The organism is Pseudotenacibaculum haliotis, assembly GCF_042684245.1.
In the GTDB taxonomy this organism is placed as follows: Bacteria; Bacteroidota; Bacteroidia; order Flavobacteriales; family Flavobacteriaceae; genus Polaribacter; species Polaribacter haliotis_A.
The window spans coordinates 170,229-194,121 of sequence record NZ_JBHULH010000004.1 but is presented as its reverse complement, the minus strand read 5'-3'; the positions used below and the strand labels follow the sequence as shown (position 1 = coordinate 194,121).

General features: G+C 33.9%; 17 protein-coding genes. 13 read left to right on the top strand and 4 right to left on the bottom strand.

All coding sequences use genetic code 11. The features are described 5' to 3' along the window. The first annotated feature begins 4 nt into the window (after positions 1 to 4). From ACFSRZ_RS08910 to ACFSRZ_RS08885, 6 genes are all read left to right on the top strand, one after another. Entirely contained in the window at positions 5 to 1,978 is a 1,974-nt protein-coding gene (locus ACFSRZ_RS08910; RefSeq protein ID WP_379666203.1) for a hypothetical protein, read from the top strand. Positions 1,979 to 2,128: 150 nt separating this feature from the next. Beyond that, positions 2,129 to 3,622, top strand: coding sequence for a C1 family peptidase (locus tag ACFSRZ_RS08905; protein WP_379666202.1), 1,494 nt, complete (start codon positions 2,129 to 2,131; stop codon positions 3,620 to 3,622). 7 nt (positions 3,623 to 3,629) lie between these two features. Further along, positions 3,630 to 7,676, top strand: coding sequence for a hypothetical protein (locus tag ACFSRZ_RS08900; RefSeq protein ID WP_379666201.1), 4,047 nt, complete (start codon positions 3,630 to 3,632; stop codon positions 7,674 to 7,676). Positions 7,677 to 7,708: 32 nt separating this feature from the next. Beyond that, positions 7,709 to 8,533 (top strand): ion transporter, encoded by an 825-nt coding sequence (locus ACFSRZ_RS08895; RefSeq protein WP_379666200.1) that lies wholly within the window; start codon positions 7,709 to 7,711, stop codon positions 8,531 to 8,533. After that, on the top strand, positions 8,534 to 9,445 hold the full coding sequence (miaA, locus tag ACFSRZ_RS08890; RefSeq protein ID WP_379666199.1) for a tRNA (adenosine(37)-N6)-dimethylallyltransferase MiaA: 912 nt from the start codon (positions 8,534 to 8,536) through the stop codon (positions 9,443 to 9,445). Positions 9,446 to 9,514: 69 nt separating this feature from the next. After that, a complete protein-coding gene (locus ACFSRZ_RS08885) occupies positions 9,515 to 10,036 on the top strand; it encodes an OmpH family outer membrane protein (RefSeq protein ID WP_379666198.1) in 522 nt (173 codons plus the stop codon). 50 nt (positions 10,037 to 10,086) lie between these two features. On the opposite strand, the gene ACFSRZ_RS08880 is transcribed toward ACFSRZ_RS08885, so the two are convergent. After that, positions 10,087 to 10,896, bottom strand: coding sequence for an RDD family protein (locus ACFSRZ_RS08880; protein WP_379666197.1), 810 nt, complete (start codon positions 10,894 to 10,896; stop codon positions 10,087 to 10,089). A gap of 21 nt (positions 10,897 to 10,917) precedes the next feature. Here ACFSRZ_RS08880 and ACFSRZ_RS08875 point away from each other — a divergent pair, with 21 nt between their 5' ends. Genes ACFSRZ_RS08875 through ACFSRZ_RS08855 form a run of 5 tightly spaced genes read left to right on the top strand, consistent with a single transcriptional unit; the run spans position 10,918 to position 16,247 of the window. Then, a complete protein-coding gene (locus ACFSRZ_RS08875; RefSeq protein WP_379666196.1) occupies positions 10,918 to 11,883 on the top strand; it encodes a stage II sporulation protein M in 966 nt (321 codons plus the stop codon). Next, complete coding sequence (locus ACFSRZ_RS08870) at positions 11,880 to 12,647, top strand: hypothetical protein (RefSeq protein WP_379666195.1); 768 nt, start codon at positions 11,880 to 11,882, stop codon at positions 12,645 to 12,647. Before ACFSRZ_RS08875 ends, ACFSRZ_RS08870 begins: the two co-directional genes overlap by 4 nt. Further along, positions 12,644 to 13,870: a hypothetical protein gene (locus ACFSRZ_RS08865; RefSeq protein WP_379666194.1), complete on the top strand. Its 1,227-nt coding sequence runs from the start codon at positions 12,644 to 12,646 to the stop codon at positions 13,868 to 13,870. Before ACFSRZ_RS08870 ends, ACFSRZ_RS08865 begins: the two co-directional genes overlap by 4 nt. Position 13,871: 1 nt before the next feature. Continuing rightward, positions 13,872 to 14,906, top strand: coding sequence for an AAA family ATPase (locus tag ACFSRZ_RS08860; RefSeq protein WP_379666193.1), 1,035 nt, complete (start codon positions 13,872 to 13,874; stop codon positions 14,904 to 14,906). A 6-nt stretch (positions 14,907 to 14,912) separates the two neighbouring features. Then, a complete protein-coding gene (locus ACFSRZ_RS08855; RefSeq protein ID WP_379666192.1) occupies positions 14,913 to 16,247 on the top strand; it encodes a DUF58 domain-containing protein in 1,335 nt (444 codons plus the stop codon). On the opposite strand, the gene ACFSRZ_RS08850 is transcribed toward ACFSRZ_RS08855, so the two are convergent. Both ACFSRZ_RS08850 and guaB read right to left on the bottom strand, forming a co-directional pair. Beyond that, entirely contained in the window at positions 16,244 to 17,110 is an 867-nt protein-coding gene (locus ACFSRZ_RS08850) for a hypothetical protein (protein ID WP_379666191.1), read from the bottom strand. The two genes, ACFSRZ_RS08855 and ACFSRZ_RS08850, sit on opposite strands and share 4 nt — an antisense overlap. A gap of 33 nt (positions 17,111 to 17,143) precedes the next feature. After that, positions 17,144 to 18,619 (bottom strand): IMP dehydrogenase, encoded by a 1,476-nt coding sequence (gene guaB, locus ACFSRZ_RS08845; RefSeq protein WP_379666190.1) that lies wholly within the window; start codon positions 18,617 to 18,619, stop codon positions 17,144 to 17,146. A gap of 75 nt (positions 18,620 to 18,694) precedes the next feature. Between guaB and ACFSRZ_RS08840 the strand changes: the two genes are divergently transcribed. Further along, positions 18,695 to 19,960, top strand: a complete 1,266-nt coding sequence (locus ACFSRZ_RS08840) for a sterol desaturase family protein (RefSeq protein WP_379666189.1) — start codon at positions 18,695 to 18,697, stop codon at positions 19,958 to 19,960. Between the two features lie 139 nt (positions 19,961 to 20,099). Further along, positions 20,100 to 22,334, top strand: coding sequence for a TonB-dependent receptor family protein (locus tag ACFSRZ_RS08835; RefSeq protein ID WP_379666188.1), 2,235 nt, complete (start codon positions 20,100 to 20,102; stop codon positions 22,332 to 22,334). 62 nt (positions 22,335 to 22,396) lie between these two features. On the opposite strand, the gene ACFSRZ_RS08830 is transcribed toward ACFSRZ_RS08835, so the two are convergent. Next, complete coding sequence (locus tag ACFSRZ_RS08830) at positions 22,397 to 23,893, bottom strand: bifunctional metallophosphatase/5'-nucleotidase (protein ID WP_379666187.1); 1,497 nt, start codon at positions 23,891 to 23,893, stop codon at positions 22,397 to 22,399.

The following is a 23,893-nucleotide window of genomic DNA, read 5'->3' as shown; positions in this document are numbered from 1 at the left end:
AACTATGAAAAGGACTTTACTGTTTTCTTTTTTATTTATTTGTCTCTACTCTTATTCTCAAGATATTAACAAAATTTCTTTAGGAAACGTTTCTTTAGAGGAATTACAAATGAAGTATTATGAAAAAGATTCTACTGCAGGAGCCGTCATTCTAGATGAAAAAGTCTATATCTATTCCAACCCAAAAAAATACTATAGTTTTACAAGAGAATACTATGTAAAAATCAAGTTCTTTAATAAAGAAGAATTAGATCGTGCTACGTTTATCATACAAGCAGGCATTCCTAGTAAAAGATCTGCTTACGTTGGTGTTGACGGTGTTGATTTTGTTGAAGGGACTACATATAACCTATCAGATAATGGAGAGATCATAAAGACTGTATTGGATGTTAAAGGAGCTTTAGTAGAAAATATAAATGATTACATCAATAAAACTACTTATATACTTCCCAATGTTAGTGAGGGATCAATCATCGAATTTAAATATGCATACACAACACGTTCTTCAAGTATCTTAAATCAACCATTCCAAACGACTATTCCCAAAGTAAAAACAGAATATGAGCTATTGAATGCTACAGATTATGAGTTTTACGTAAGACTTAATGGTATGCTTAAGCCTAGTTTTAAGGAATTAAAAATGAAAAAGAAGTGTATCAAAAAGAAACATGAATGTTATTACGTTCATTATGTTTTTGATTCTGTTCCTGCGCTTCATAATGAAAAGTACATGACCAGTAGAGAGAACTTTATCTCTAAACTAACTTTTACTCATGAATTTTCTATAAACTCAGAACTAGGTGTTTTAAAAGGCTGGAAAGCTATAAACAAAAGATTAAAGTCTATTTACTTGTCCAGTATAAACAAGACCGGCTTCTTCAAAAAAAGAATTCCTGCAAATACAGTAAATAATGGCACAAAGCTTAAGGTAGCTAAAGAGATTTTTAGGTTTATTCAAAATCATTATACTTGGAATGAGAGAGTTGATCTATATGAAGAAGTAAACTATAACAAATCTTTTAAAGAAAAAGCAGCCTCAGCCTCTACCATAAACATGTCGCTCTTAAATGCTTTAAGGGCTTATCAGTTTGAAGCAAACATTGGATTGTTATCTACTAGAGGTAACGGTAAAATTACAAAGCTTCACCCCTCTCCCAACAGTTTTAACTACTTGGTCATTGTTGTTACTATAGAAGGGAAAAAGTATGTTTTAGATGCTTCCAGGAAAAATATTTCCTTTGGACAATTACCCTTTGAATGCTTAAACGAAGATGTTAGAGTTTTCGACCTTTTTAATGAAAATCCTTATGGCAACAAAAGTTATTGGATAAAAGTAAAACCTATTTCCAATAATAAAGTTCTCATAAAATCGAAAATAGAATTCTCTCCTGAAAATGAAGGGTTTTTCGGAAATGTAGATATAAAAAGAAGCGGCTACTACAGTTCATTAAAAAAAGAAGAGATCAAAAGTTCTTCTCAGGAGGAATACCTTAGTTCTATAGAATCAGAAAGTATAGATTTAGAAATAAAAAATTACACTTCCTTTTTTCTTGATAGGGTTGACAAAGCTTTTCGAGAAAAGTTTGACTTTAGTATTCTCATTGATGAAGAAGAAACTTCTTCGATAAAAATAAATCCATTTTTATTAAACAGGTACGAATCAAACCCTTTTAAAATGAAAGAGAGATTGTATCCAATTAACTATGGATATGCACGCTCTGAAGCTTTCTTTATCAATTTTATTATTCCTGAAGGATATGAGGTTGTCAAGTATCCTAGTGATCTTAAATATGATCTTCCTAACAAAGGCGGAAACTATTTATTACGTGTAAAAAAAGACGATCAAAAGATTAGTATTCTCTCTCAATTACAAATCAACAGAACCACATATATGGGTGAGGAATACGAATATCTGAAAGAATTGTACAATACAATGATCAAAGCACATAGCTCAATAATAGAGCTGAAGAAAAAATAAGTTTACGAAAAAATACTATGAAAAGAGTCATCAACAGTACTAAAAAAGCAATAAACAGGCATAATCCCCTGTATAAATACGTCATTTGACGTATTTATTTTTTTTATCTTTAATCGGATATTTGAAAATCAACCAGTTAAAACTCTCATTATGAAAAAAGTAAGCTTTCTTTTAGCCTTCCTCCTTTTTACTTTTATGCTTCATGCTCAAGGTGATGAAGATCGCGGAACCGGACTGGATTTCAGTCAAGAGAAATACGAATCTGTTCCGATGTCTGCTCCCATCTTAACTAGGAGTTATACGAGTTTACCAAGAAGTTTCAGCTTAAAACCTTATGCTCCTACTCCAGGAGATCAAGGTAGACAGCCTTCCTGTGTTGGGTGGGCAAGCGGATATGGTGCAAGAACCATTGCCTATGCTATTAGAAACAACTGGAAAAATAATAAGATTAAAATTAACCAAAATGCATTCTCTCCTTCCTTTGTATACAACCAAATCAAAGCCTACGGAGATAATAACTGTACCAGAGGTTCTTATATTGCAGATGCTATGAAGCTAATGAACAACTCTGGAATCTTAAAGAAAACAGAGTTTTTATACAACCCTAACAGTTGTACTGCAAAGCCTAGCAGTTATTCTATGCAACGTGCAAGAAATAATAAAATCTTAACCTTCGAGCGTTTAGCAAGATGGGACAATCCTTATAATTTAGTGGGCAAAGTAAAAAAGGCTATTGCTAATAAGAACCCAGTTGTTGTAGGAATGTTCAAGTACGGAAAGTTAAGTGGTTATGGCGAATTATGGACTCCTCCTTCTGTTCCTTCAGGTGGTGGACATGCCATGGTTGTTGTAGGATATGACGATAGCAAATACGGAGGCGCTTTTGAAATTATGAACTCGTGGGGAACTCGTTTTAGAAATGGAGGTTTCTTTTGGGTACGCTATAACGACTTTAAAACCTACATCAAAACTGCCTATGTTTTGATAGATAATGCAAAATCTACACCAGATACAAACACCAATGTTACTACAACTACAACTACAACTACAACTGTAAAACGCAATAGAATATCGGGTGAGATCGCATTACGTTTGAGTAACGGAAGAGACATGTCTCCTACATTATCAAGTGAAGCAAAAAGAAACTTTAATATTGTAAAAGCAGGTAACAATAAAAAGATCAAGGCTACCTATTCTATTGACAAAGCATACTCTTCTGGAACACAATTCAGAATTTATTTAAAAAGTAAGCAAAGAGGCTATGTGTATTTGATTGGTTACGGAGGTTCAGATAAATCTGTAAACAAGCTTTATCCTTTTGAGAATTTCAGTCCTTTCTTCAATTACACCAATAGCGAAATTGCAATCCCTAATGAAGAATACTATATCGAATTTGATAATAAACCCGGCCAAGACATCTTGTGTGTATTGTATAGCAAAGAGCGTTTAGACATTAATAGCATTATTAGCAAAGCCAGATATGGATCGGGAGATTTTGTTGCCAATGTAAAGAAGGCATTACAATACAAAATGTTTAAGGGAGACGACCTTACTTTTGAGAGCGATAAAATTGCATTTAAAGCTGCATCTAGCTCTTCTTCTTCAAAAGTTGTTCCTATATTTATATCAGTAAATCACCAATAAAAAAATTATGAAACTTAAATCAGCCATACTATGCTTATCCCTCTTTTTAGTTGGTAGTTTGAGTCTTTGGGCACAAAGCAGTTACGTATACCAAGAAGAGTTTGATAGTCAAGGCTCATGGACAAAAGGCAATAACGACATCAGAGAACTATATGTTTCAAATGGTAAATACTATTTTGAACATAAGAAAAATGAAGGTAGCAGAGATTTTACTACTAGAACTTTCTTCATTGATTTTACCAAAGATTTTGAAATAGAGACTTCTATTCTAAAGATCTCGGGGGTTCAAGACTACGGAATATCTTTCTTATATGATTATAAAGATGCTGACGATTATACTGAATTTGGTATTACTTCTTCGGGGTATTATAGAGTAGCCGAATCAAAAAATGGCTCTTATAACAGTATCAAATCTTGGACAGCATCTTCCTTTGTAAAAAAAGGGAACTATAGTACCAATAAACTAAAGATTAAGAAAAAAGGAAGTAGAATTACTTATTATGTCAATGGTAGTTATGTATATGGAATGGACTTTAAAAAGTTCAAAGGATCTAAAATGGGATTCCGTTTGTATAGAAACCAAAAAGTAGCCATTGATTATTTTAGAGTAAAATACACCAGTGGTACCACAACCAATACAAATACCAATACTGCTTCTAAAACCATTCTTTTTGAAGGGTTCAATAACAAGAACAACAATTGGTCCGAAACCAATACTACCGATGTAAGGCTTTCTATTGAAAATGGAGACTATATAGTAGATCATAAGAGAGAAACAGGAGGATGGTCTACTACTATTAAAAAATACATCAACACATCAAGAAATTTTAGAATCACGGCACAAATCAAAAAAAGTACCGGAATTCAAAACAATGGTTACGGAGTTACCTTTGGAAAAGAAGACAATGACAATCAGAATCATTTCTTAATTTCCGGTGATGGATCTTATAAGATCGTACAGTATAAAAACGGTACAAGAACTTATGTAAAGAACTGGACATCTTCTAGTCACATTAAAAAAGGAAATGGAGTTTATAACTATTTAAAAGTTCAAAAAGTTGGTTCTGCTTACAAGTTCTACATCAACAGTAATTTGGTACATACCAGTTACTCTGTAAAGATGTATGGAGACCGTGTAGGGTTTACCGTTTATGACAGACAGTCTATTCGAGTTGGTTATTTAAGTATGGCGTATGAGGATAATAAAACAAACCCGAATACAAATACGAATACCAACACAAATACTGTTTCTCATGTAAGTAAAGAAACGATCATTTTTGATGGTTATACAGACAATAGAAATGATTGGTCTACTTCTAAGAACGAAAATGTTGATTTAGACATTAGAAATGGTAACTATTACTTCGATCATAAGAGAGCTTCTGGAGGATGGTCTTCAACCACTAAGAAATATATTGATACTTCAAGAGATTTTAAAATTCTGGCAGATATCAAGAAAGAAAGCGGAATTCAAAATAACGGGTACGGAATTGTCTTTGGTCGATTGGATTCTAATAACCAAAACTTATTCTATGTAAATGGTGGTGGCTCCTTCTCTATCAACAAGATGAAGAATGGGCAAAACAATTACTTAAAAGAATGGACAAAATCTTCTGCTATTCGTACAGGAAATGGTGCTTATAATGTCTTAAAAGTAGTAAAAATAGGTAGCAAGCTTGAGTACTATATCAATAATACGAAAGTGTATACAGATTACAGCCCTGAATTCTTTGGTGATCGCTTAGGATATATTGTATACGACAGACAAAAGGTTTCTATCGCTTATTTAAGTGTAGGATATTTAGACAAAAAGAAAACTGTTGTTAATACCAATACAAATAACACTGATAACATAAGTAATTACACGTATAGCAACTCAGGATTTCATTTTAGTGATCAGTATAGTAGCAACACTAATAAGTGGTATACTTCCAATGATGAAAAGAAAGAGTTTAGTGTTAAAAATGGAAAATACTATCTAAAACACAAGCGAAATGAAAAAGGTTGGGCTACATACAACGATACGTATATTGATACCAGCAAAGATTTTGAAATAGAAACTAAGATTGATAAAATAAGTGGAGTTACCAACTATGGATATGGGTTGATTTTTGGTAAAAAAGACGACAACGATTTCCGTTTTTACATCTCTTCTAGTGGCTATTACAAAATTGCCAGAATGGTTAATAATTCAGAGCAAGTCATTCAAAAGTGGACAACTACAACTTATGTAAATACCGGAAACTTAAAATCCAATACACTAAAGGTTAAAAAGCAAAACGGTTATTATAAGTTTTACATCAATGGTAGTTATGTATACCAAACAGATTATGAAGCATTTTACGGAGATGATTTAGGTTTTGTAGTGTATAACAATCAAGAAATCGCTATTGATTATGTGAGAGTAAAATACCTAGGAACAACCAATACTGTTGTTACTAATAACAAAGCTCTTAAACTTCCTTTGAATGAAAGTTTTTCTAGCAATACCAACGGATGGTCTACTGATAATGTAGACAACTATACCTCTGGTATCAGCAATGGAAAACTAAACATTCACAGAAAGAAAGAAGGTGGAATTTTTATTAGTAAGGACATTGATATTGATACTAACAAAGATTTCATTATTGAAACATCCATCAGTAGACAAAAATCCGGTGCTACCGGTTTATATGGGTTGACATTTGGACGTAAGAACTCTAGTAATGAGTTTACCTTCCTAATTAGTACGAATGGAAGTTACATGTTCAGAAAGTTCGACAATGACAAGTATGGAAAAATCATTCCTTTCACATCCAACAATGCTGTAAAAACAGGAATTGGTCAAGCCAATAAGATCAAAATTGTTAAATCAGGAAAGTTATTACGCTTCTATATCAATGGTCAATACATGAACGAGGCTCCTTTTCAAGGTTTCTTTGGAACCAAACTAGGATTTACAGCGTATCATGAGCAAAAAATCTCTATAGACTATTTGAACATAAAATACCAATCTAGCTCATACAATAATCCTCCGGTGGTTGTTATTACCGAGCCTGATGTAGATTTAAAGCGTGGATTTAAAATTGTAAAAACAAAGAAAATTCAAGTACGAGGAAAAGCTACAGATAAAGATGGTATTTATGAAGTTTTAATCAATGGTGTAGATGCTACAGTAAATGAAGATGGAACTTTCTATGCAAGTGTTCCTTTAAAGATTGGAAGCAATGAGTTGGTGGTAAAAGCCACAGACATCAAACAAGCTTCTTCTACAAAAAGATTCACTATCAAAAGAAAATCACCAGATGTAGATAAAACAGATGTTGTAGTTGTAGATCCTGTTGATAAGATAGATGTTGGATTTGGAAAATACTATGCCTTGTTAATTGGAGTAAGTGATTATAACGATGCTAGCAATGTGCCAGACTTGGAAGGACTTCCTACCAAAGATGCAAAAGACTTAAAAGATATTCTAGTTAATCAATATAGTTTTGAGGAAGAACATGTAGTTCTTTTGAACAACAGCCCTACTGAGAATCAAATTTTAAGAGAGTTTGTAAAACTGAAAAAGAAAGTAACCAACAAAGACAATGTATTGATCTTCTATGCCGGACATGGAGTTTATGATGAAGCTACAGAAACAGGTAGCTGGTTACCTTCTGATGCCGATCCTGAATATGGTTTAAATATGATCAGTAATTCAACAATCAAGGATTATATCAAAGGAATCAATTCAAAGCATACTTTATTGATCTCAGATGCATGCTTTAGCGGTAGTATTTTTAAGACACGTTCCTACAAAGCAGCTCCAAAATCAATCAAACGTAAATTTGAGCTTCCTAGTAGAAAAGCGATTACCAGTGGAACTTTAAAAACAGTTCCTAACAAGAGTGTATTCTTAAAATATCTGATAGATCGTTTAAGAAATAACCAAGAAGCTTATCTAACAGCTAGAAAGATCTTTGATCGTATTGAAGAACCTGTTATGAACAACAGTAAAAACGTACCTCAGTACGGAACAATTCAAGAAGTTGGTGACGAAGGAGGTGACTTTGTCTTCATCAGAAAAAATTAATTTGTAGTATATTGTGTGCAAATTGACAATACTTGAAAGAACCTAAACAAAAAAATACATCTTTTAGACATCGGCTTCATGAAATTATTTATGAAGCCGATACTCCATCAGGGAAACTCTTTGATGTAGTATTGCTTATTGCTATTCTTGCCAGTATCTTATTTGTGATGTTGGAAAGCGTACAAAGCATCAATGATAAGTATGGTGAGTTTCTCAATGTCGCTGAATGGGTGATTACTATTTTGTTCTCGATCGAATACATTTTAAGGATCGTTTCGGTAAAAAAACCTTGGAACTATGTCTTTAGCTTCTACGGTATTATTGACCTCTTATCTACCATACCAAAGTATCTTTCATTAATCTTAGTGGGTACGCACAACTTAGCTGCATTAAGAGCTTTACGACTTCTTAGAGTATTCAGAATCTTAAAACTTGCACGTTACATTAGTGAGTCCAATCGTTTATTAATAGCGCTAAGAAACAGTAGAGCCAAAGTAGCTGTCTTTTTATTCTTTGTTTTGATTCTTTGTATCATTTTAGGAACCGTTATGTATATGATAGAAGGTTCAGAAAATGGTTTTACCAGTATTCCACGTAGTGTTTATTGGGCTATCGTAACCCTCACTACTGTTGGATATGGAGATATTGCTCCCGGAACACCTTTAGGTCAGTTAATAGCTAGTGTTATTATGATTCTGGGTTATTCCATCATTGCCATTCCTACGGGTATTGTAAGTGCTGAGATGACAAAAACTCAAGTTCATACAAATACACAAGCTTGTCCAAATTGTTTGAAAGAAGACCACAAAGATGGCGCTGAATTTTGTTATCATTGCGGTAACGAACTCAACGAATAGATGAACACGCAAAACAAGACCTTAATTACTGTTGTAGGCCCTACTGCTATTGGGAAAACATCACTAAGTATTAAACTTGCCAATCATTTCAATACTGAGATCATTTCTTGCGACTCTAGACAATTTTATAAGGAAATGTCTATAGGAACCGCAGTTCCCGATCCTGATGAACTTAGTGCAGCCCCTCATCACTTCATACAAAACAGAAGTATTTTCGAAGATTACAACGTAGGTGATTATGAAAAAGATGCCTTACAAACCTTAGATAAACTTTTTCAAAAACACGATGTAGTTATTATGGTTGGAGGTAGTGGCTTGTATGTTGATGCTGTTTTAAAAGGTTTTGATGATTTTCCAAAGATAGATTCCAATATAAGAGTTCAGTTAACAGAAGAACTACACACCAAAGGTCTTCCCTATTTGCAAGAAAAACTAAAAGAATTAGATCCGGATACTTATAAAAGTATTGCAAAAGACAATCCTCAAAGAGTTACCAGAGCTTTAGAGGTTTGTATAGGAACCGGTAAAACCTACTCTAGCTTTAAGAACAAAACAAAAAAGAAACGCAACTTTCATTCTTTGAAAGTGGGATTGAATGGAGATCGGGAAAAGATCTATGACAGAATCAATTTACGAGTAGATCTTATGATTGAAGCCGGACTTATAGAAGAAGCTAAACAATTGTATGAGCACAGAAATCTAAATGCTTTACAAACTGTAGGTTATAGAGAACTCTTCTCTTATTTCGATGGTACTTTTACCAAAGAGTTTGCTATTGAAGAAATCAAAAAGAACACACGTCGTTTTGCAAAGCGGCAACTTACCTGGTTCCGTAGAGACCAAGAAACCATTTGGTTTGATTTCCAATCAGATATCAAAGAGATCATTAAAACTATAGAAGAAAAACTTTAACGCTTTTTAAAGAGCATTAAATTTTCGTAAGTCGTTGCCTTTTTTATCTTTGCTGCAAATTTTAAGCAGATGAAAGTAAGAATTATCACTTTTGCGCTTTGCTTTATGGGAATTTTAGCAACCGCGCAAACAAAAGTAGGATCTATCAACTCAGAGTATATCGTTGGTTTAATGCCCGAAGCTAAAAAGGTATTGTCTTTATTAAATGACTATGCGAAAAGGTTGGATTCTTCTTATCAAATAAAACTAAAAGAATACCAAGGTAAAGTTGATGCTTTTCAAAAACTAGGACCTGAGATCTCAGATAACTTCAAGAAAATAAAGATTGATGAGTTAGGTGATTTGGAGAAAAAGCTACAATTAACACAGCAAAATGGTAGTAAATTGCTACAGCTGAAAAAAAATGAATTGATGCGTCCTCTATATAAGAAATTAACAGATGCTATTGCTGTTATTGCTAAAGCTGAAGGATACACTCAAATATTAACAACTTCAGGAAACGAATTTGCATACATCGATGAGAAGTTTGACCTTACCCAAAAGGTAATGGATAAATTAGGAGTAAAAATTCCTAAAGAAAACAAGAAATAAAACTATTTTAAGATATTAAAAAGGGAAGCTTTTCAGCTTCCCTTTTTTTATTACATATTCTGAGTGTAGTAATTATAATCTTTTAAAACTTTGTCTATAAACTCTATATCGCTTTTCTCTTCTGCTTTGATATTAGCTACTTCCTCTATCTTCTTTCTAAGCTTAATTAATGTCTTATAATCTTTTGTGCGAGAAGCTACTGTAAAGGTATCTTTAATAATTCTTGCGTCGTTGTCAGACAACTTGATCACATTAGGATATTTTGGCACATAATTGTCTGTGATCTCTTCCATAATAGTTTGAGAAAATTTTGCAGTATCTTTTAAATAGATCACCACAGTATTTGCAGACATATCCCCTATTCTTTGATTTTTTTTAGAAATAGCCACACTTACAATACCTACACACTTTCCTACCAAAAAAAGCAACAGGATCAATCCTACATAACTATCCCAGCCTAGAGCATAGGCATATACAACCAAAATAAAGAACAAATTAAAATCTACGATTCTTAAAAACCATCTGATAATATAATCTGTAATTGAAGGTTTAAATCCATCAATATTAACCACTTTAATACTCAATGCCTTCTTCCCTACAGTTTGCCCGTTCATTAAGATCTCTGTATACAGCGAATAGAATGTAACCGGTAATGTAATAAGAGCATTAAGGGCTACTGCAGACCAAGTATCGTCTGCCCATCCTTCTATGGTTGCCTCTGTAAAAACAGAGTAAATAAAGAACAGATATGCAAATTTTAAAATATTATCTATTAAAAACGCTCCAGCTCTCTGTACCTCACTTGCTAAGGTGAAATTGATATTTACATTTTGTGTGGTATTTATTTGGAGTGTTTTCATGCATTCATTATTTTAGCCTTAATGAGAGAGGTCGCTTTTATTAAGCAAAATAAAGAAAAATGGCTAGAATTTGAGAGAGTAATTTCAAATAAAGAGAAAAAAAATCCTGACGAATTAGCTGACTTACATATAAAGATCATGAACGACTTGGCCTATGCTCAATCGTTCTATCCCAAAAGCAAGGTTGTACCTTACTTAAACAAGTTGGCAAAAATCAGTTATTCCAAAATATATCATACCAAAAGAGTAGACAAGAATCCAATCTTGTACTTCTTCTTTGATGAAGTTCCTTTGTTGTGTTATCGATACAGGAAATATATTTACTTAGCGTTCGCTGTATTTTTTGTTTTCTTCTTTATCGGATTACTTTCTACATTCAATGATGGTGCCTTTGCCCGACAAATTTTGGGTGATCGCTATATTGATATGACTTTAGAGAATATTGAAAGTGGCGATACGCTTGCTGTTTACAAAAGTGGGTCTAACTGGGGAAGTTTTATTGGAATTTTCCAAAACAACCTTTGGGTAGGACTTAGAATGTTTCTTTCCGGTTTGATTGTTGGAATAGGAACCGGTCTTTATATTGTATACAATGCCATTATGGTAGCTGTTTTTCAAGCTTTCTTTTATCAGCAAAACACGTTTTGGGATAGCGTAAAAGGAATTTGGATTCACGGAACCTATGAGATCTTTGGTATGATCATAGAATCTGCTGCCGGCTATATTATTGGTGCAAGCATTCTCTTTCCGGGAACATTAAAACGTTTCGAGTCTTTTAAAGTTGGTTTGCGACATGCTTTCTTCATTTTTCTTAGCACCATTCCTTTTACATTCTTAGCAGGGTTCTTAGAAGGTTATGTAACAAGATATTATAATACCATGCCTACATTTGTTTGCTACGCTATTATCTTATTCTGTTTGATCACAATTTCATATTATTATCTTTTGTTACCTTATAAGGTAGCTCAAAAACATGGCTTACGATGATCAAAAAAATCTGTTACATATGCTGTCTATTGATCATAGGCTTTGCTCAAGCTCAAACTAGCTATGAGTTTGATGTTATAGAAGAATCTGCGGAAGTAAAAGCCGCTATGAGTACTATAGACACAAATTATGTAAAGACACTTGAACATTCTAAAGAACGTTCATTTGATAAAGAATTGAATGAGAAGTATTCTGGAAGTGATTTTAATTATAACGATAATATTAAAGAATCCAGTCCAGAACCCATAAAAGAACGGAAGAGTTCTACTACAGTGAATTCAGGTTCCGGTGGCTCTGCTGCTTTCTCCAGTTTTATGTCTACCATCTTCCCTATCCTTTTAGGAATTGCCGTAGTACTAATTATTGTGAAAGTGTTTTTTAATGTTGAGCCCGGTTTTTGGAAAAGTAGTATTGTTAAGAAAGAACAGGTTAAAAAGCTCATTAGTGAAGATGATAATATTGATGAAAACGATTATGAGCAACTTTTACAGCTTGCCGTACGAAACCGAGATTTCAGATTGGCTACTCGTTATTACTACCTTTCATTATTAAAAAACCTATCTCAGAAAAAATTTATAGAATATCACAAGGATAAGACCAACTCAGAATATATGTTTGAGTTAAAAGATAAGCAAATGAGATCAGCCTTCTCTTACTTATCGTATGTCTATGCTTATGTTTGGTATGGCGAGTTTACTGTTGATGAAGCAAAGTTTGCTACCATAGAAGAGAAATATCAATCTTTTATCAAAACCATCAAATGAGAATACAGAACCTTAGCATAGTATCTTTTTTGATGGTCATGTCCATATTATTGGTAGGTTGTAATAGAACCAACTGGCGTGAGAATTTCAGAGAGAAATCCAAGAGTCCTTTTGGCGCATATATCATATTTGAAGAATCCAACGATTTATTCGAACCGGCTAAAGTTTTGAATTTAGAGCAAAACATCTACGATTACTTCAACTGGACCTATTTTGAAGAAGATTATAAGTTCAACTATATCTGTATCAAAAACAACGCAAATAAAATTACACAAGATGGTATTGATTTGATTCTTGATTATGTAAAAGATGGAAGTCATGCTTTCTTTTCCTTGAATGATTTCAGTACAAAACTGGAAAAAGCTTTACAAATAGAAACTACAAATCTGGATACACGTTCTTACTCCCCTTCTCACTTGAAGAATTTAAAGGGAGAACTAAAGTTAAACAACCCTGATTTTCATCAACAAAGCTTTCAATACGATCGAAATCTACGTAGAAACTATTTTTCATCCTACAACCCTACCAATACAATTGTTTTAGGTACTCAAAATATAGAAGGAAAGGAAGAACCTACATTTTTAAAGATCTATCACGGAAAAGGAGCTGTATACGTACATACGCAACCTATAGTTTTTACCAACTATAACATGCTTAATGAGAATCATACTTATGTAGAAAATGTGCTCTCTTATTTACCGGACGAAGATGTATTGTGGGATCCTCAGATTCGTTGGAGCAAGATCAACGATTCTGAAAATTCTGATTCTGACAGTAATGCCGGATCTGTATTTGTCTTTTTCTGGAACAACCCATCACTAAAATGGTTTCTCTATTTAGGATTTTTTGGTTTGCTCCTATTCATGCTATTTAATGCCCGAAGAAAACAAAGAGCCATTCCTGTAATAGAACCACCAAAGAATTCAACTTTAGAGTTTACACATACCATCTCTAATCTTTATTTGAAGAATGAGAGTCATAAAAATGTTATTGAGAAAAAGATTCTTTTTTTCTTGGAGAAAGTAAGAACACGCTATCTCATAGACACCCACAACTTAAATAAAGAATTCATAGAAAAATTAGCTATGAAATCAGGTAACGAATTAAGCAAAACAAAATACCTGATCAATAGTATCATTGCATTAAACAAAAAAGAAATGTGTACAGAAGAAGATGTAATGACTTTAAATAAAATGATTGACAATTTTTTGAAACAAAAATAAAATGGAAGAACAACAAGAAAACATCTCCAATGAGCAAACATCAGAAGAGATCAAAAAAGATGAAAATCTTGAGTTTCAGAATCGAATAGACCTCACCGAATTACAGGAGAATGTCTTTAAGATCAAAGAACAGTTACGTAAGGTAATTGTTGGTCAAAAAGATATGGTTGATCTGCTTTTGGTAGCTATGTTAGCAAATGGTCACGCTTTAATTGAAGGAGTTCCGGGAGTTGCAAAAACAATTACTGCAAAACTTCTATCAAAGACCCTATCAGTAGGTTTTAGTAGAATTCAGTTTACACCGGATTTAATGCCTTCAGATATATTAGGAACCTCAGTTTTTAACGTAAAAACTTCTGATTTTGAATTTAAAAAAGGGCCTATTTTCTCTAATATGATCTTAATTGATGAGATCAACAGAGCTCCAGCTAAAACACAGGCTGCTTTGTTTGAGGTAATGGAAGAAAAGCAAGTAACTATAGATGGTACTACCTATCCGATGGGAAAACCTTTTATTGTATTGGCTACTCAAAACCCAATAGAACAAGAAGGAACTTATCGATTGCCGGAAGCACAATTAGATCGTTTTCTATTTAAAATTGATGTAAAGTATCCTGATGCTCAAGAAGAGTTGGAAATTATTACTAGAGAGCAACAATTAGAGAATACTCAGAAGATTCAAAAGATAGAAACTGTTATTTCCGGAGAAGATATTGAAACCTATAGAAGTTTGGTAAATCAAATTCAGATTGAAGCTAACTTATTAAAGTATATTGCAGACATCGTAGTGAATACACGTACCAATTCATTCTTGTATTTAGGAGCTTCTCCTAGAGCCAGTATCGCTATTTTAAATGCTTCCAAAGCATTTGCTGCTATTGCCGGTAGAGACTTTGTAACTCCTGAGGATATTAAAAATGCTGCAATTCCTGTTTTAAAGCACAGAGTAATTGTGACTCCAGAAAGAGAGATGGAAGGTTTGACCAGTCATCAGATCATCGAACAAATTATTGAATCAGTAGAAATTCCTAGATAACTGTTCATGAGTAATCTATACAAATCCTTATTCCTAAACAACCGTTTATTTTTCGTACTCGGAATCATTGCTTGTGCCTTTGTAGTAGGCTTTTTTGCACCGTTTATGTTTGAGGTTTCAAAGGTTGCTTTGTTGGTTATTTCACTACTAACTATTATAGATATTATCGTTGTTTACTCTGTAAAAAAAGGTGTAACCGTAGAGCGTTCTTTACCAGAACGTTTGTCTAATGGAGATAAAAACAAGGTACAACTGCTTATTGAGAACAAGTACAAGTTTGTAGCGCATATTTCTGTGATTGAAGAACTTCCTTTTCAGTTTCAAAAAAGAGATTTCATCTTTCCAATTGTCATCAAACCAGAAAGAAAGCTACATAGAATTGAATACGAGCTCACTCCAACCCTTAGAGGTGTTTATCATTTTGGGCATATCAATTTATATGTAAGTTCTCCCCTACGATTGGCAACAAGAAAATATGTTTTAGGCGAAGAAAAAGAACTAAAATGTTATCCTTCGTTTTTAAAACTGCAAAGTTTTGCTGTAAATGCATTCACAGATTCTCAAACTTACGGAACAAAAAAAGTACGTAGAATTGGGCATTCATTAGAGTTTGAGCAGATCAAAGAGTATGTTGCCGGAGACGACATAAGAACATTGAATTGGAAAGCTACAGCTAAGAGAAATCAACTAATGGTCAATCAATATGTAGAAGAGAAATCTCAGCCTATCTATTCTGTAATTGATAAAGGAAGAACCATGCAAATGCATTTTGATGATTTGTCTTTATTAGATTATTCAATAAATGCCACTCTAGCTGTTAGTCATGCAGCATTGAAAAAACAAGACAGAGCCGGGATGCTCACCTTTTCTGGTAAGGTAGAAGATTTAATTGTTGCTGAACAACGAAACACTCAAATGAATTTGATTTCTGAGGCATTGTATAATGTTGCTACAGATTTTTCTGAATCAGATTTCAGTCAGCTATACAATACTATCAAAAGAAAGATTACCAATCGAAGTTTGATCATCTTGTACACAAATTTTGATACGATAGACGGATTGAACAGGCAACTCCCCTATTTACGAGCATTGGCAAAGAATCATTTGCTATTGGTGGTATTCTTTAAAAATACGGAATTGAGCTCTCTATTGGAAGAAACGCCAAGAAATATTCAAGAAGTATACGACAGAATTATTGCCGAAAAATTCATGTACGAGAAAAAACAAATTGTAAGTGAACTTAAGAAATACGGAATACAATCTGTTTTAACACGTCCGCAAGATCTTACGGACGATACCATTAACAAATACCTGGAGTTAAAATCTAGAGGACTTGTTTAAGCTTCATCTGTTCCTATTGTATCTATAATATCTCGTGGTGTTGATGGATCTTTCTGTTCTTTGATATCAAAATAGATAAAAGCACTTACAACTACACCCACAATGTGAAAGAAGTAATTTAACAAGTAAGATATCACTGTAAGAATTAAGAATATTGGGTCTGAAAATAACTCCGTAGCGCTTACCGAATTTTCTAAATTGAATAAACTGAAACCATCACTTCCAAACTGATAAATCGTTGCAGGAAGATTTAGTATGATACTTAAAACGATAATAATCAATCCTACTACAAACAGCACTCCAAAAGTATCCCACCAATGACCTTTAATAAAATTGAATGCGTCTCCAAAAGCATCAAAAGTTCCAAGATTGTCAAACATTATAAGACATCCGGAAACAGATAAAACAACAGCAAAATAAATCCCTGGCAGAAAACATAACATAAATCCAACAGCCATAACAATGGCATTAAGGAAACTTAAGCCTAAAATTGAGTTAAACTTACTTTTTGTTGTCTCTTGCACCTCTTCATAATCTATTATGCCTCTATTGCTTGCATAGGATTTGATATAGGACAATGCTGAATTTGACATAGCTGCATTTACGACAATGAGTGTTCCAAAATACGCTAGCATTGATAGTAAGTATTCTCCGCTTCCAAATACAGAACCTAAATAACTAGATTCAGTAGCTGTATAGGTATAATACAGTGTTGCTGCAATAGATACAATCATTGGGATTATAGAAGCTCTGAAAATAGAAGTAAAGAAAGGTCTCCCTTCTGTTCGTAAAAATTTTAAAGTATCAGAAATTATGGTTCCTAAATCTCTTTTTTTACTAAATTCAATATAATTCTCGTTCATAAAATGCAATTTTTAAATATATACTTCTAGAAGTTATCTTCTACTATAGTTTGGTGCTTCTTTGGTAATTGCTACATCGTGTGGGTGACTCTCATTGATTCCTGATGCAGTAATTCGTACAAATTTACCTGTTTCTTTTAAAGTTTCAATATCCTTAGCTCCACAATATCCCATACCTGCACGTAAACCTCCTACAAACTGGTGAATGCTTTCTACCAATTCTCCTTTGTAAGGAACTCTACCTACAATTCCTTCCGGAACTAATTTTTTGATGTCATCTTCTACATCTTGGAAATAACGATCTTTAGATCCTTTTTTCATCGCCTCTACAGATCCCATTCCACGATACGATTTGAACTTTCTTCCTTCGTATATGATGGTCTCTCCCGGAGATTCTTTGGTTCCTGCCAGTAAAGATCCTAACATTACGCAATCTGCTCCTGCTGCAATAGCTTTTGGAATATCTCCTGTATATCGAATTCCTCCATCTGCAATTACAGGAACTCCCGATCCTTTGATCGCTGCTGCTACTTCCAATACTGCTGAGAACTGTGGAAATCCAACTCCAGCTACAACTCTGGTTGTACAAATAGATCCGGGTCCTATTCCTACTTTTACAGCATCTGCTCCTGCTTCTACCAAATATTTAGCAGCTTCAGGTGTAGCAATATTTCCAACCACAACTTCCAACTCAGGAAAGGCTTTCTTTACATTTTTTAATACAGTTACTACTCCTTTGGTATGTCCGTGTGCCGTATCAATAATCACAGCATCTACTCCGGCGTTTACTAGAGCTTCCGCTCTTTCTACTGCATCGTGAGTAACTCCTAAGGCAGCAGCAACGCGTAAACGTCCGTAGCTGTCTTTATTTGCGGTAGGCTTCTGTGTTAATTTTGTAATATCTCTAAAGGTGATCAATCCAATCAACTTATCATCTGAATTTACCACCGGTAGTTTTTCAATTTTATTTTCTTGCAAGATCACTTCAGCATCAACCAGTGAAGTTCCTTCTGATACAGTAACCAAGTTTTTAGAAGTCATTACTTCTGTAATAGAACGCTCGTTGTTCTTTTCGAAACGAAGATCACGGTTGGTTACAATTCCAATCAACTTTCCATTAGTATCTACAATTGGAATTCCTCCGATCTTATGCTCACGCATTGCATTCTTAGCATCTAAAACAATTGCTGTTTGCGGTAATGTAATTGGATCTATGATCATTCCACTTTCAGCTCTTTTTACCTTTCTTACTTCCTGAGCCTGTTGCTCTATGGTCATGTTCTTATGCAACACACCTATTCCTCCTTCTCTGGCAATGGCAATGGCCATAGCAGATTCGGTTACTGTATCCATGGCAGCAGATACAATAGGAACGTTGATAGTAATGTTTCTGGTAAACTTAGTTTGAATACTAACTTCTCTTGGAAGGACTTCAGAAAAGGCCGGTACTAAAAGTACATCGTCGTATGTTAAACCTTCTCCTACAAATTTGGAATCGTGAGCGATCATAGTGCAATCAACTTAAAAATTAATTGCAAGCAAATTTACAATTATTTATTTGTATTTTGAGGAAAAATTTTATCAATGGAAACTTATGCAAATGCGCTGCTGTATGCGATCCCTTTTTTTACGTTTCTAGTGCTTTTTGAAATCTTGTACGGACACTTGGTTAAGAAGCAAACCTATCGTGCTTTGGATACCATAGCCAGCTTAAGTTCTGGGCTTACCAACATCATCAAAGATTCTTTAGGTCTTGTAATTATGATTGTTTCTTACCCATTTTTATTAAGTAAGATTTCCATTTTCACCATCGAAAATACTTGGGTTGTATATATCGTTGCATTTATTGCCATTGATTTTGCCAGCTATTGGAACCACAGATTATCGCATCACGTCAACTATTTTTGGAATCAACATGTAATACACCACAGTAGCGAAGAATTTAATTTAGCTTGCGCTTTGCGCCAATCAATTTCTAATTTCTTTGGTTATGTTGCCTTATTATTGATCCCTGCGGCATTGGTAGGTGTTCCTTCGGAAGTTATTGGCCTTTTATTACCAATTCATCTGTTTGCTCAGTTTTGGTATCATACAAAGCATATTGGTAAGTTAGGTTTCTTAGAATACATTATTGTTACCCCTTCTCAGCATAGAGTACATCACGCCATCAACGATATTTATTTAGATAAGAATCTTGCTGCCATCTTTTGTATTTGGGATCGTATGTTTGGAACCTTTCAAGAAGAACTGGATGAAGTTCCTCCAGTATATGGTGTATTGAAACCTGCCAAAACGTGGAACCCTGTATTGATCAATTTTCAACATTTATGGAGATTGATAGTAGATGCATGGCGTACCAACAATTGGTGGGATAAATTCCGAATTTGGTTTATGCCTACAGGTTGGAGACCTCAGGACGTAAAAGAAAAATATCCTGTAGAGATTATTGAAGACCCTTACGGTTATGAAAAGTATCATACCAATCCATCCAAACTATTGATAAGCTTTTCTATTGCTCAATTCGTTATCACTTTGTTGTTGATCCTTTTTATGTTCTTCAATTACGGGAACATCGGTTTTAACAACTTGTTGATCTACGGATTGATCATGTTCTTAGGCATCTATTCTTATACTTCTGTGATGGACGGAACCAAATACAGTTGGGTTTTTGAAAGCATCAGAACACTTTTGGGGCTTTATATTATCTACACCACCTCAGATTGGTTTGGTGTAAATGAATTCTTCTCCCAAGGAAGTAACTTGGTTGCTCTTTATTTTATCATCAGCTTTGCCAGCACTCTTTACTTCTTGTTCTTTGAACAGCGAGAAATAAAAGAGAGTTATGCTTAAACTAATTTACCTAACAACCTTATAATCAATGAATAGTTAATTTTTATTTTTATTTATTCTAAATAAGCTTTGATATTTGATTTCTAGCTAGTACTTTTGCAGTCAAATTAAAATCTATTTAAAATTAATCTAAATAAAAATGAGAAGAGGTCTTACACTCCTAGCATTAATGATAACAATGACTCTGTTTTCTCAAAATAATGAGAAGAAAGAGGATACTAGTCTTGATTCACTTCAAAAATTAGATGAAGTAATTCTTAAAACAAATGTAATTTTTGGTAACAAATATGTAGCACAAAACAGAACAGGTTCTGCTTACTATATTTCACCGAAAGAATTGAAAAAATTCAACTTTACAGACATCAATAGAGCTTTAAGATCAGTACCAGGTGTCAATATTTATGAAGAAGATGGTTTTGGTTTAAGACCAAATATTAGTTTAAGAGGAACGTCTCCTGAAAGAAGTGCTAAGATCACTTTAATGGAAGATGGTATTTTAATTGCTCCTGCTCCTTATAGTGCTTCATCAGCATATTACTTTCCTACTATCGCCAGAATGCAAGCAGTAGAAGTATTAAAAGGAAGTAGTCAAGTACAATATGGTCCATTTACAACAGGAGGTGCTATCAATATGATCTCTAATCAAATTCCAGAAAGCTTTTCCGGTAATGTAAGAGCCAGCTACGGAAGTTTCAATTCTTCTCAATTACATGCAATCTTAGGTGATAGCAAAAACAACTTTGGATATTCTATTGAGTTCTTAAACTACGGCTCTGACGGATTCAAGGATTTATTTAATGGAAAAGATACTGGTTTTGACAAAAATGATTTTGTTGCAAAATTTAGAGTAAACCTATTCCCTTCTGCAAGAGTAAAGCAATCTTTAGAAGCTAAATTTCAGTATTCTGACGAAGAATCTAACGAGACTTATTTAGGTTTGACTGATCAAGATTTTGATGCAAACCCATTTAGTAGATATGCAGGTTCTGCAAATGACTTAATGAAAAATATTCACAGACAGATTGTACTAACTCATCAATTAGACTTTTCTAAAGATTTTAGAATCACTACGAATTTATACAACAACTATTTTACAAGAAACTGGTACAAGGCAGATTATATTACTTTTAACGGTACTAGAGAATCTATAGGAACAGTATTTGGAAATCCAACAACTTATGCAGATTACATCTCGTTAGTGAAAGGAGATATTAATTCTGATGGAGATGACACTATCAACTTAAGAGCTAATAACAGAACATATAAATCAAGAGGAATTCAAACTAAATTTGACTACCATTGGTATCAAGGCGATGTATTTCATGATATTGAAGTTGGTTTACGTTATCACTATGATGAAGAGGATAGATTCCAATGGATTGACGACTACGCTATCAATAATGGAGAGTTAACTTTAGCTAACGCAGGAACTCCAGGATCTAACGCTAACAGAATTAGTAGTGCTAGAGCTTTTGCAGCCTTTGCTACATACAAAGTAAAAGTAAACAATTGGACTTTCACTCCTGGAATTCGTTATGAAAACATCAATTTAGAAAGAGAGAACTTCGGAGGAAGCGATCCTAATAGAACAGGTGCAAATCTTTCTACAAGAGAAAATAGTGTAGACGTGTTTATTCCTGGTATTGGTACAAACTATAAGTTTAACAACAATGTTTCTGTATTTGGTGGTGTGCACAAAGGATTTTCACCTCCAGGAAATCAACCTGATGAGAAACCTGAAGAAAGCATCAACTATGAGCTAGGAACACGCTTTAACTTAGCAGGAATTAGAGGAGAGTTTATCGGATTCTATAACGATTACAGCAATCTATTAGGAAGTGATTTAGCTGCAACTGGAGGTACAGGAAGCTTAGATCAATTTAATGCGGGAGAAGTAACCATTAACGGGTTTGAGTTATTATTAAACTACGATTTCTCTAAAACTGATAATAATATTAAACTCCCTTTCTCTTTCGGTTATACATACACAAATACTGAGTTTGAAAATAGTTTTGGAAGTGATGATGATCTTTGGGGTACTGTTACAGCTGGTGATGAATTACCATACATCTCTAAGCATCAATTCAATGTAGGATTTTCTTTAGAGCATAATAAATTTGAATTAAACTTCAATGGTAGGTTTAATGGTAAGTTTAGAACTCAAGCAGGAAGAGGAACCATCCCTGCTAATGAATTGGTAGATTCTAATTTCATTATTGATTTTTCCGGAAAATATCATTTCAACAAAAGCCTAAGCTTAACAGGAAATATCATCAATTTATTTGATGAAACTTATGCTGCTTCAAGAGTGCCAGCAGGATTAAGACCTGGTCATCCGTTTGGAGCTTATGCCGGGTTACAATACAAGTTTTAATAAAACTTCATAACACTAAAAAAGGGAGCCTAACAGCTCCCTTTTTTAGTTATCTACAGTTATTATTTCAAGGTTTTCATATAAGCTATCACTCCTTTTCTAATATCATACGCAATTTCTTTCTCTGTAGGCTTGGAAACTGAGACGATTCCTTTGTTATCTTCAGTTAAAAAAGGAATATCTAAGCCTTTCATTAAGAAGTCACTAACCGCTACTGTATAGGTTTTATTTGGATTGATCTTTTGATTCTTTACTTTCCACACTCCTTCTTCATTTTGAATTCCATCTCTTTGTAAATAAGCTCCGGTTCCTGCAGCATTTTTTCCAAACTCTAATACTTCTTGTAGTAAACTCCCTTTCATCTGAACTTTAAATACAGCTCCTCCGTATGGTAAAACTCTAAAAATATCAACGCTATTGATATCTCCCATCAATTCATCATCAATTCGGATTGAACCTCCATTTACGATAGCACAATCTACTTTATTGTCGTAAGAAAATGCCATGGATTTGGTTACGATCTCACCTAAATTAGTTTGTGTAGAACGAATAGGGGTATCTCTACCGTCTAAGGGAACTTCAGTTGTATAGATTACCTCATATGGATTTTCAACAATTTGAGAGATCTGACGATCCATGATAGCCTGCCATTTATCAACAACTGCTTTTACGTTCTCTTCACTGGCAATTTGATCTGTTATTTCTTTTAATGTTGAAGAAACAGATGCTTTCCCTGTTTTTTTATCATAAGAGATCTTATGGATGTAAGCAGATTTTGCATTGGCATCTGCTTTTCTAATCATTACCTCCCCTACTTTTTCATCTTTATGGGTATGTTCATGCCCTCCCATGATCAATGGAATGTTTGGCAATAACTCCGCGATTTTTTTATCCTCTTCAACTTTTACATGCGTTAAACCAAAAACCACATCTACTTTGTCTTTTATCTCGTTGTATTCTCTTTGTATTTCTTTATACATATCAGAATATTTCACATAACTCCTAGGATTGGATGGGATACATACACTAATAAATCCAACCTTAATTTTTGTGCCATCTTTATCTATGATCTCTTTGATGTGTGATCCTTTGATAGGATTTGAATTTTGATAGAACGGAACCAAGCTGTCTCCTTTTACATTCATAGCATTCCCTATGATCCATGGAAACTCACTTTCATTAATTCTTTTTTCAAGGTCTTTATTGCTCAAATCAAATTCATGATTTCCAAAAGCTGCTACTTCAAAATCCATAGCATTCATCACTTCTACCATTTGCCTTCCTCTAATTCGATCTCCATCATACTTCATTGTACCTAAAAGAGAAGGGTTTAAAAAATCACCTGCCATAACCAGCATTGTATTCGGATTTTCCTTCAATAATTCCTGACGCACTGTTTCCAGTCTGGCCATCCCTCCGTATTTACCTCCTTGAATAGGAGCAATTTCATATACATCGTTTACTTGCAACAATGTGAAATCGATTTTCCCGTCATCACTCTGACAAGAAATAAAAAGTGTAAGGGCTAAAAAAGCTACGAGAAGTTTGATCTGTTTCAT

What these genes read in the sequence shown, in the direction of transcription:
- ACFSRZ_RS08855 (WP_379666192.1), top strand. Translation starts at nt 14,913, where the DNA reads ATGAGTAATCTATACAAATCCTTATTCCTAAACAACCGTTTATTTTTC.
- ACFSRZ_RS08840 (WP_379666189.1), top strand. Translation starts at nt 18,695, where the DNA reads ATGGAAACTTATGCAAATGCGCTGCTGTATGCGATCCCTTTTTTTACG.
- ACFSRZ_RS08860 (WP_379666193.1), top strand. Translation starts at nt 13,872, where the DNA reads ATGGAAGAACAACAAGAAAACATCTCCAATGAGCAAACATCAGAAGAG.
- ACFSRZ_RS08835 (WP_379666188.1), top strand. Translation starts at nt 20,100, where the DNA reads ATGAGAAGAGGTCTTACACTCCTAGCATTAATGATAACAATGACTCTG.
- ACFSRZ_RS08910 (WP_379666203.1), top strand. Translation starts at nt 5, where the DNA reads ATGAAAAGGACTTTACTGTTTTCTTTTTTATTTATTTGTCTCTACTCT.
- ACFSRZ_RS08885 (WP_379666198.1), top strand. Translation starts at nt 9,515, where the DNA reads ATGAAAGTAAGAATTATCACTTTTGCGCTTTGCTTTATGGGAATTTTA.
- ACFSRZ_RS08830 (WP_379666187.1), bottom strand. Translation starts at nt 23,893, where the DNA reads ATGAAACAGATCAAACTTCTCGTAGCTTTTTTAGCCCTTACACTTTTT.
- ACFSRZ_RS08850 (WP_379666191.1), bottom strand. Translation starts at nt 17,110, where the DNA reads ATGAACGAGAATTATATTGAATTTAGTAAAAAAAGAGATTTAGGAACC.
- ACFSRZ_RS08870 (WP_379666195.1), top strand. Translation starts at nt 11,880, where the DNA reads ATGATCAAAAAAATCTGTTACATATGCTGTCTATTGATCATAGGCTTT.
- ACFSRZ_RS08905 (WP_379666202.1), top strand. Translation starts at nt 2,129, where the DNA reads ATGAAAAAAGTAAGCTTTCTTTTAGCCTTCCTCCTTTTTACTTTTATG.
- ACFSRZ_RS08865 (WP_379666194.1), top strand. Translation starts at nt 12,644, where the DNA reads ATGAGAATACAGAACCTTAGCATAGTATCTTTTTTGATGGTCATGTCC.
- ACFSRZ_RS08875 (WP_379666196.1), top strand. Translation starts at nt 10,918, where the DNA reads ATGAGAGAGGTCGCTTTTATTAAGCAAAATAAAGAAAAATGGCTAGAA.
- miaA (WP_379666199.1), top strand. Translation starts at nt 8,534, where the DNA reads ATGAACACGCAAAACAAGACCTTAATTACTGTTGTAGGCCCTACTGCT.
- guaB (WP_379666190.1), bottom strand. Translation starts at nt 18,619, where the DNA reads ATGATCGCTCACGATTCCAAATTTGTAGGAGAAGGTTTAACATACGAC.
- ACFSRZ_RS08900 (WP_379666201.1), top strand. Translation starts at nt 3,630, where the DNA reads ATGAAACTTAAATCAGCCATACTATGCTTATCCCTCTTTTTAGTTGGT.
- ACFSRZ_RS08880 (WP_379666197.1), bottom strand. Translation starts at nt 10,896, where the DNA reads ATGAAAACACTCCAAATAAATACCACACAAAATGTAAATATCAATTTC.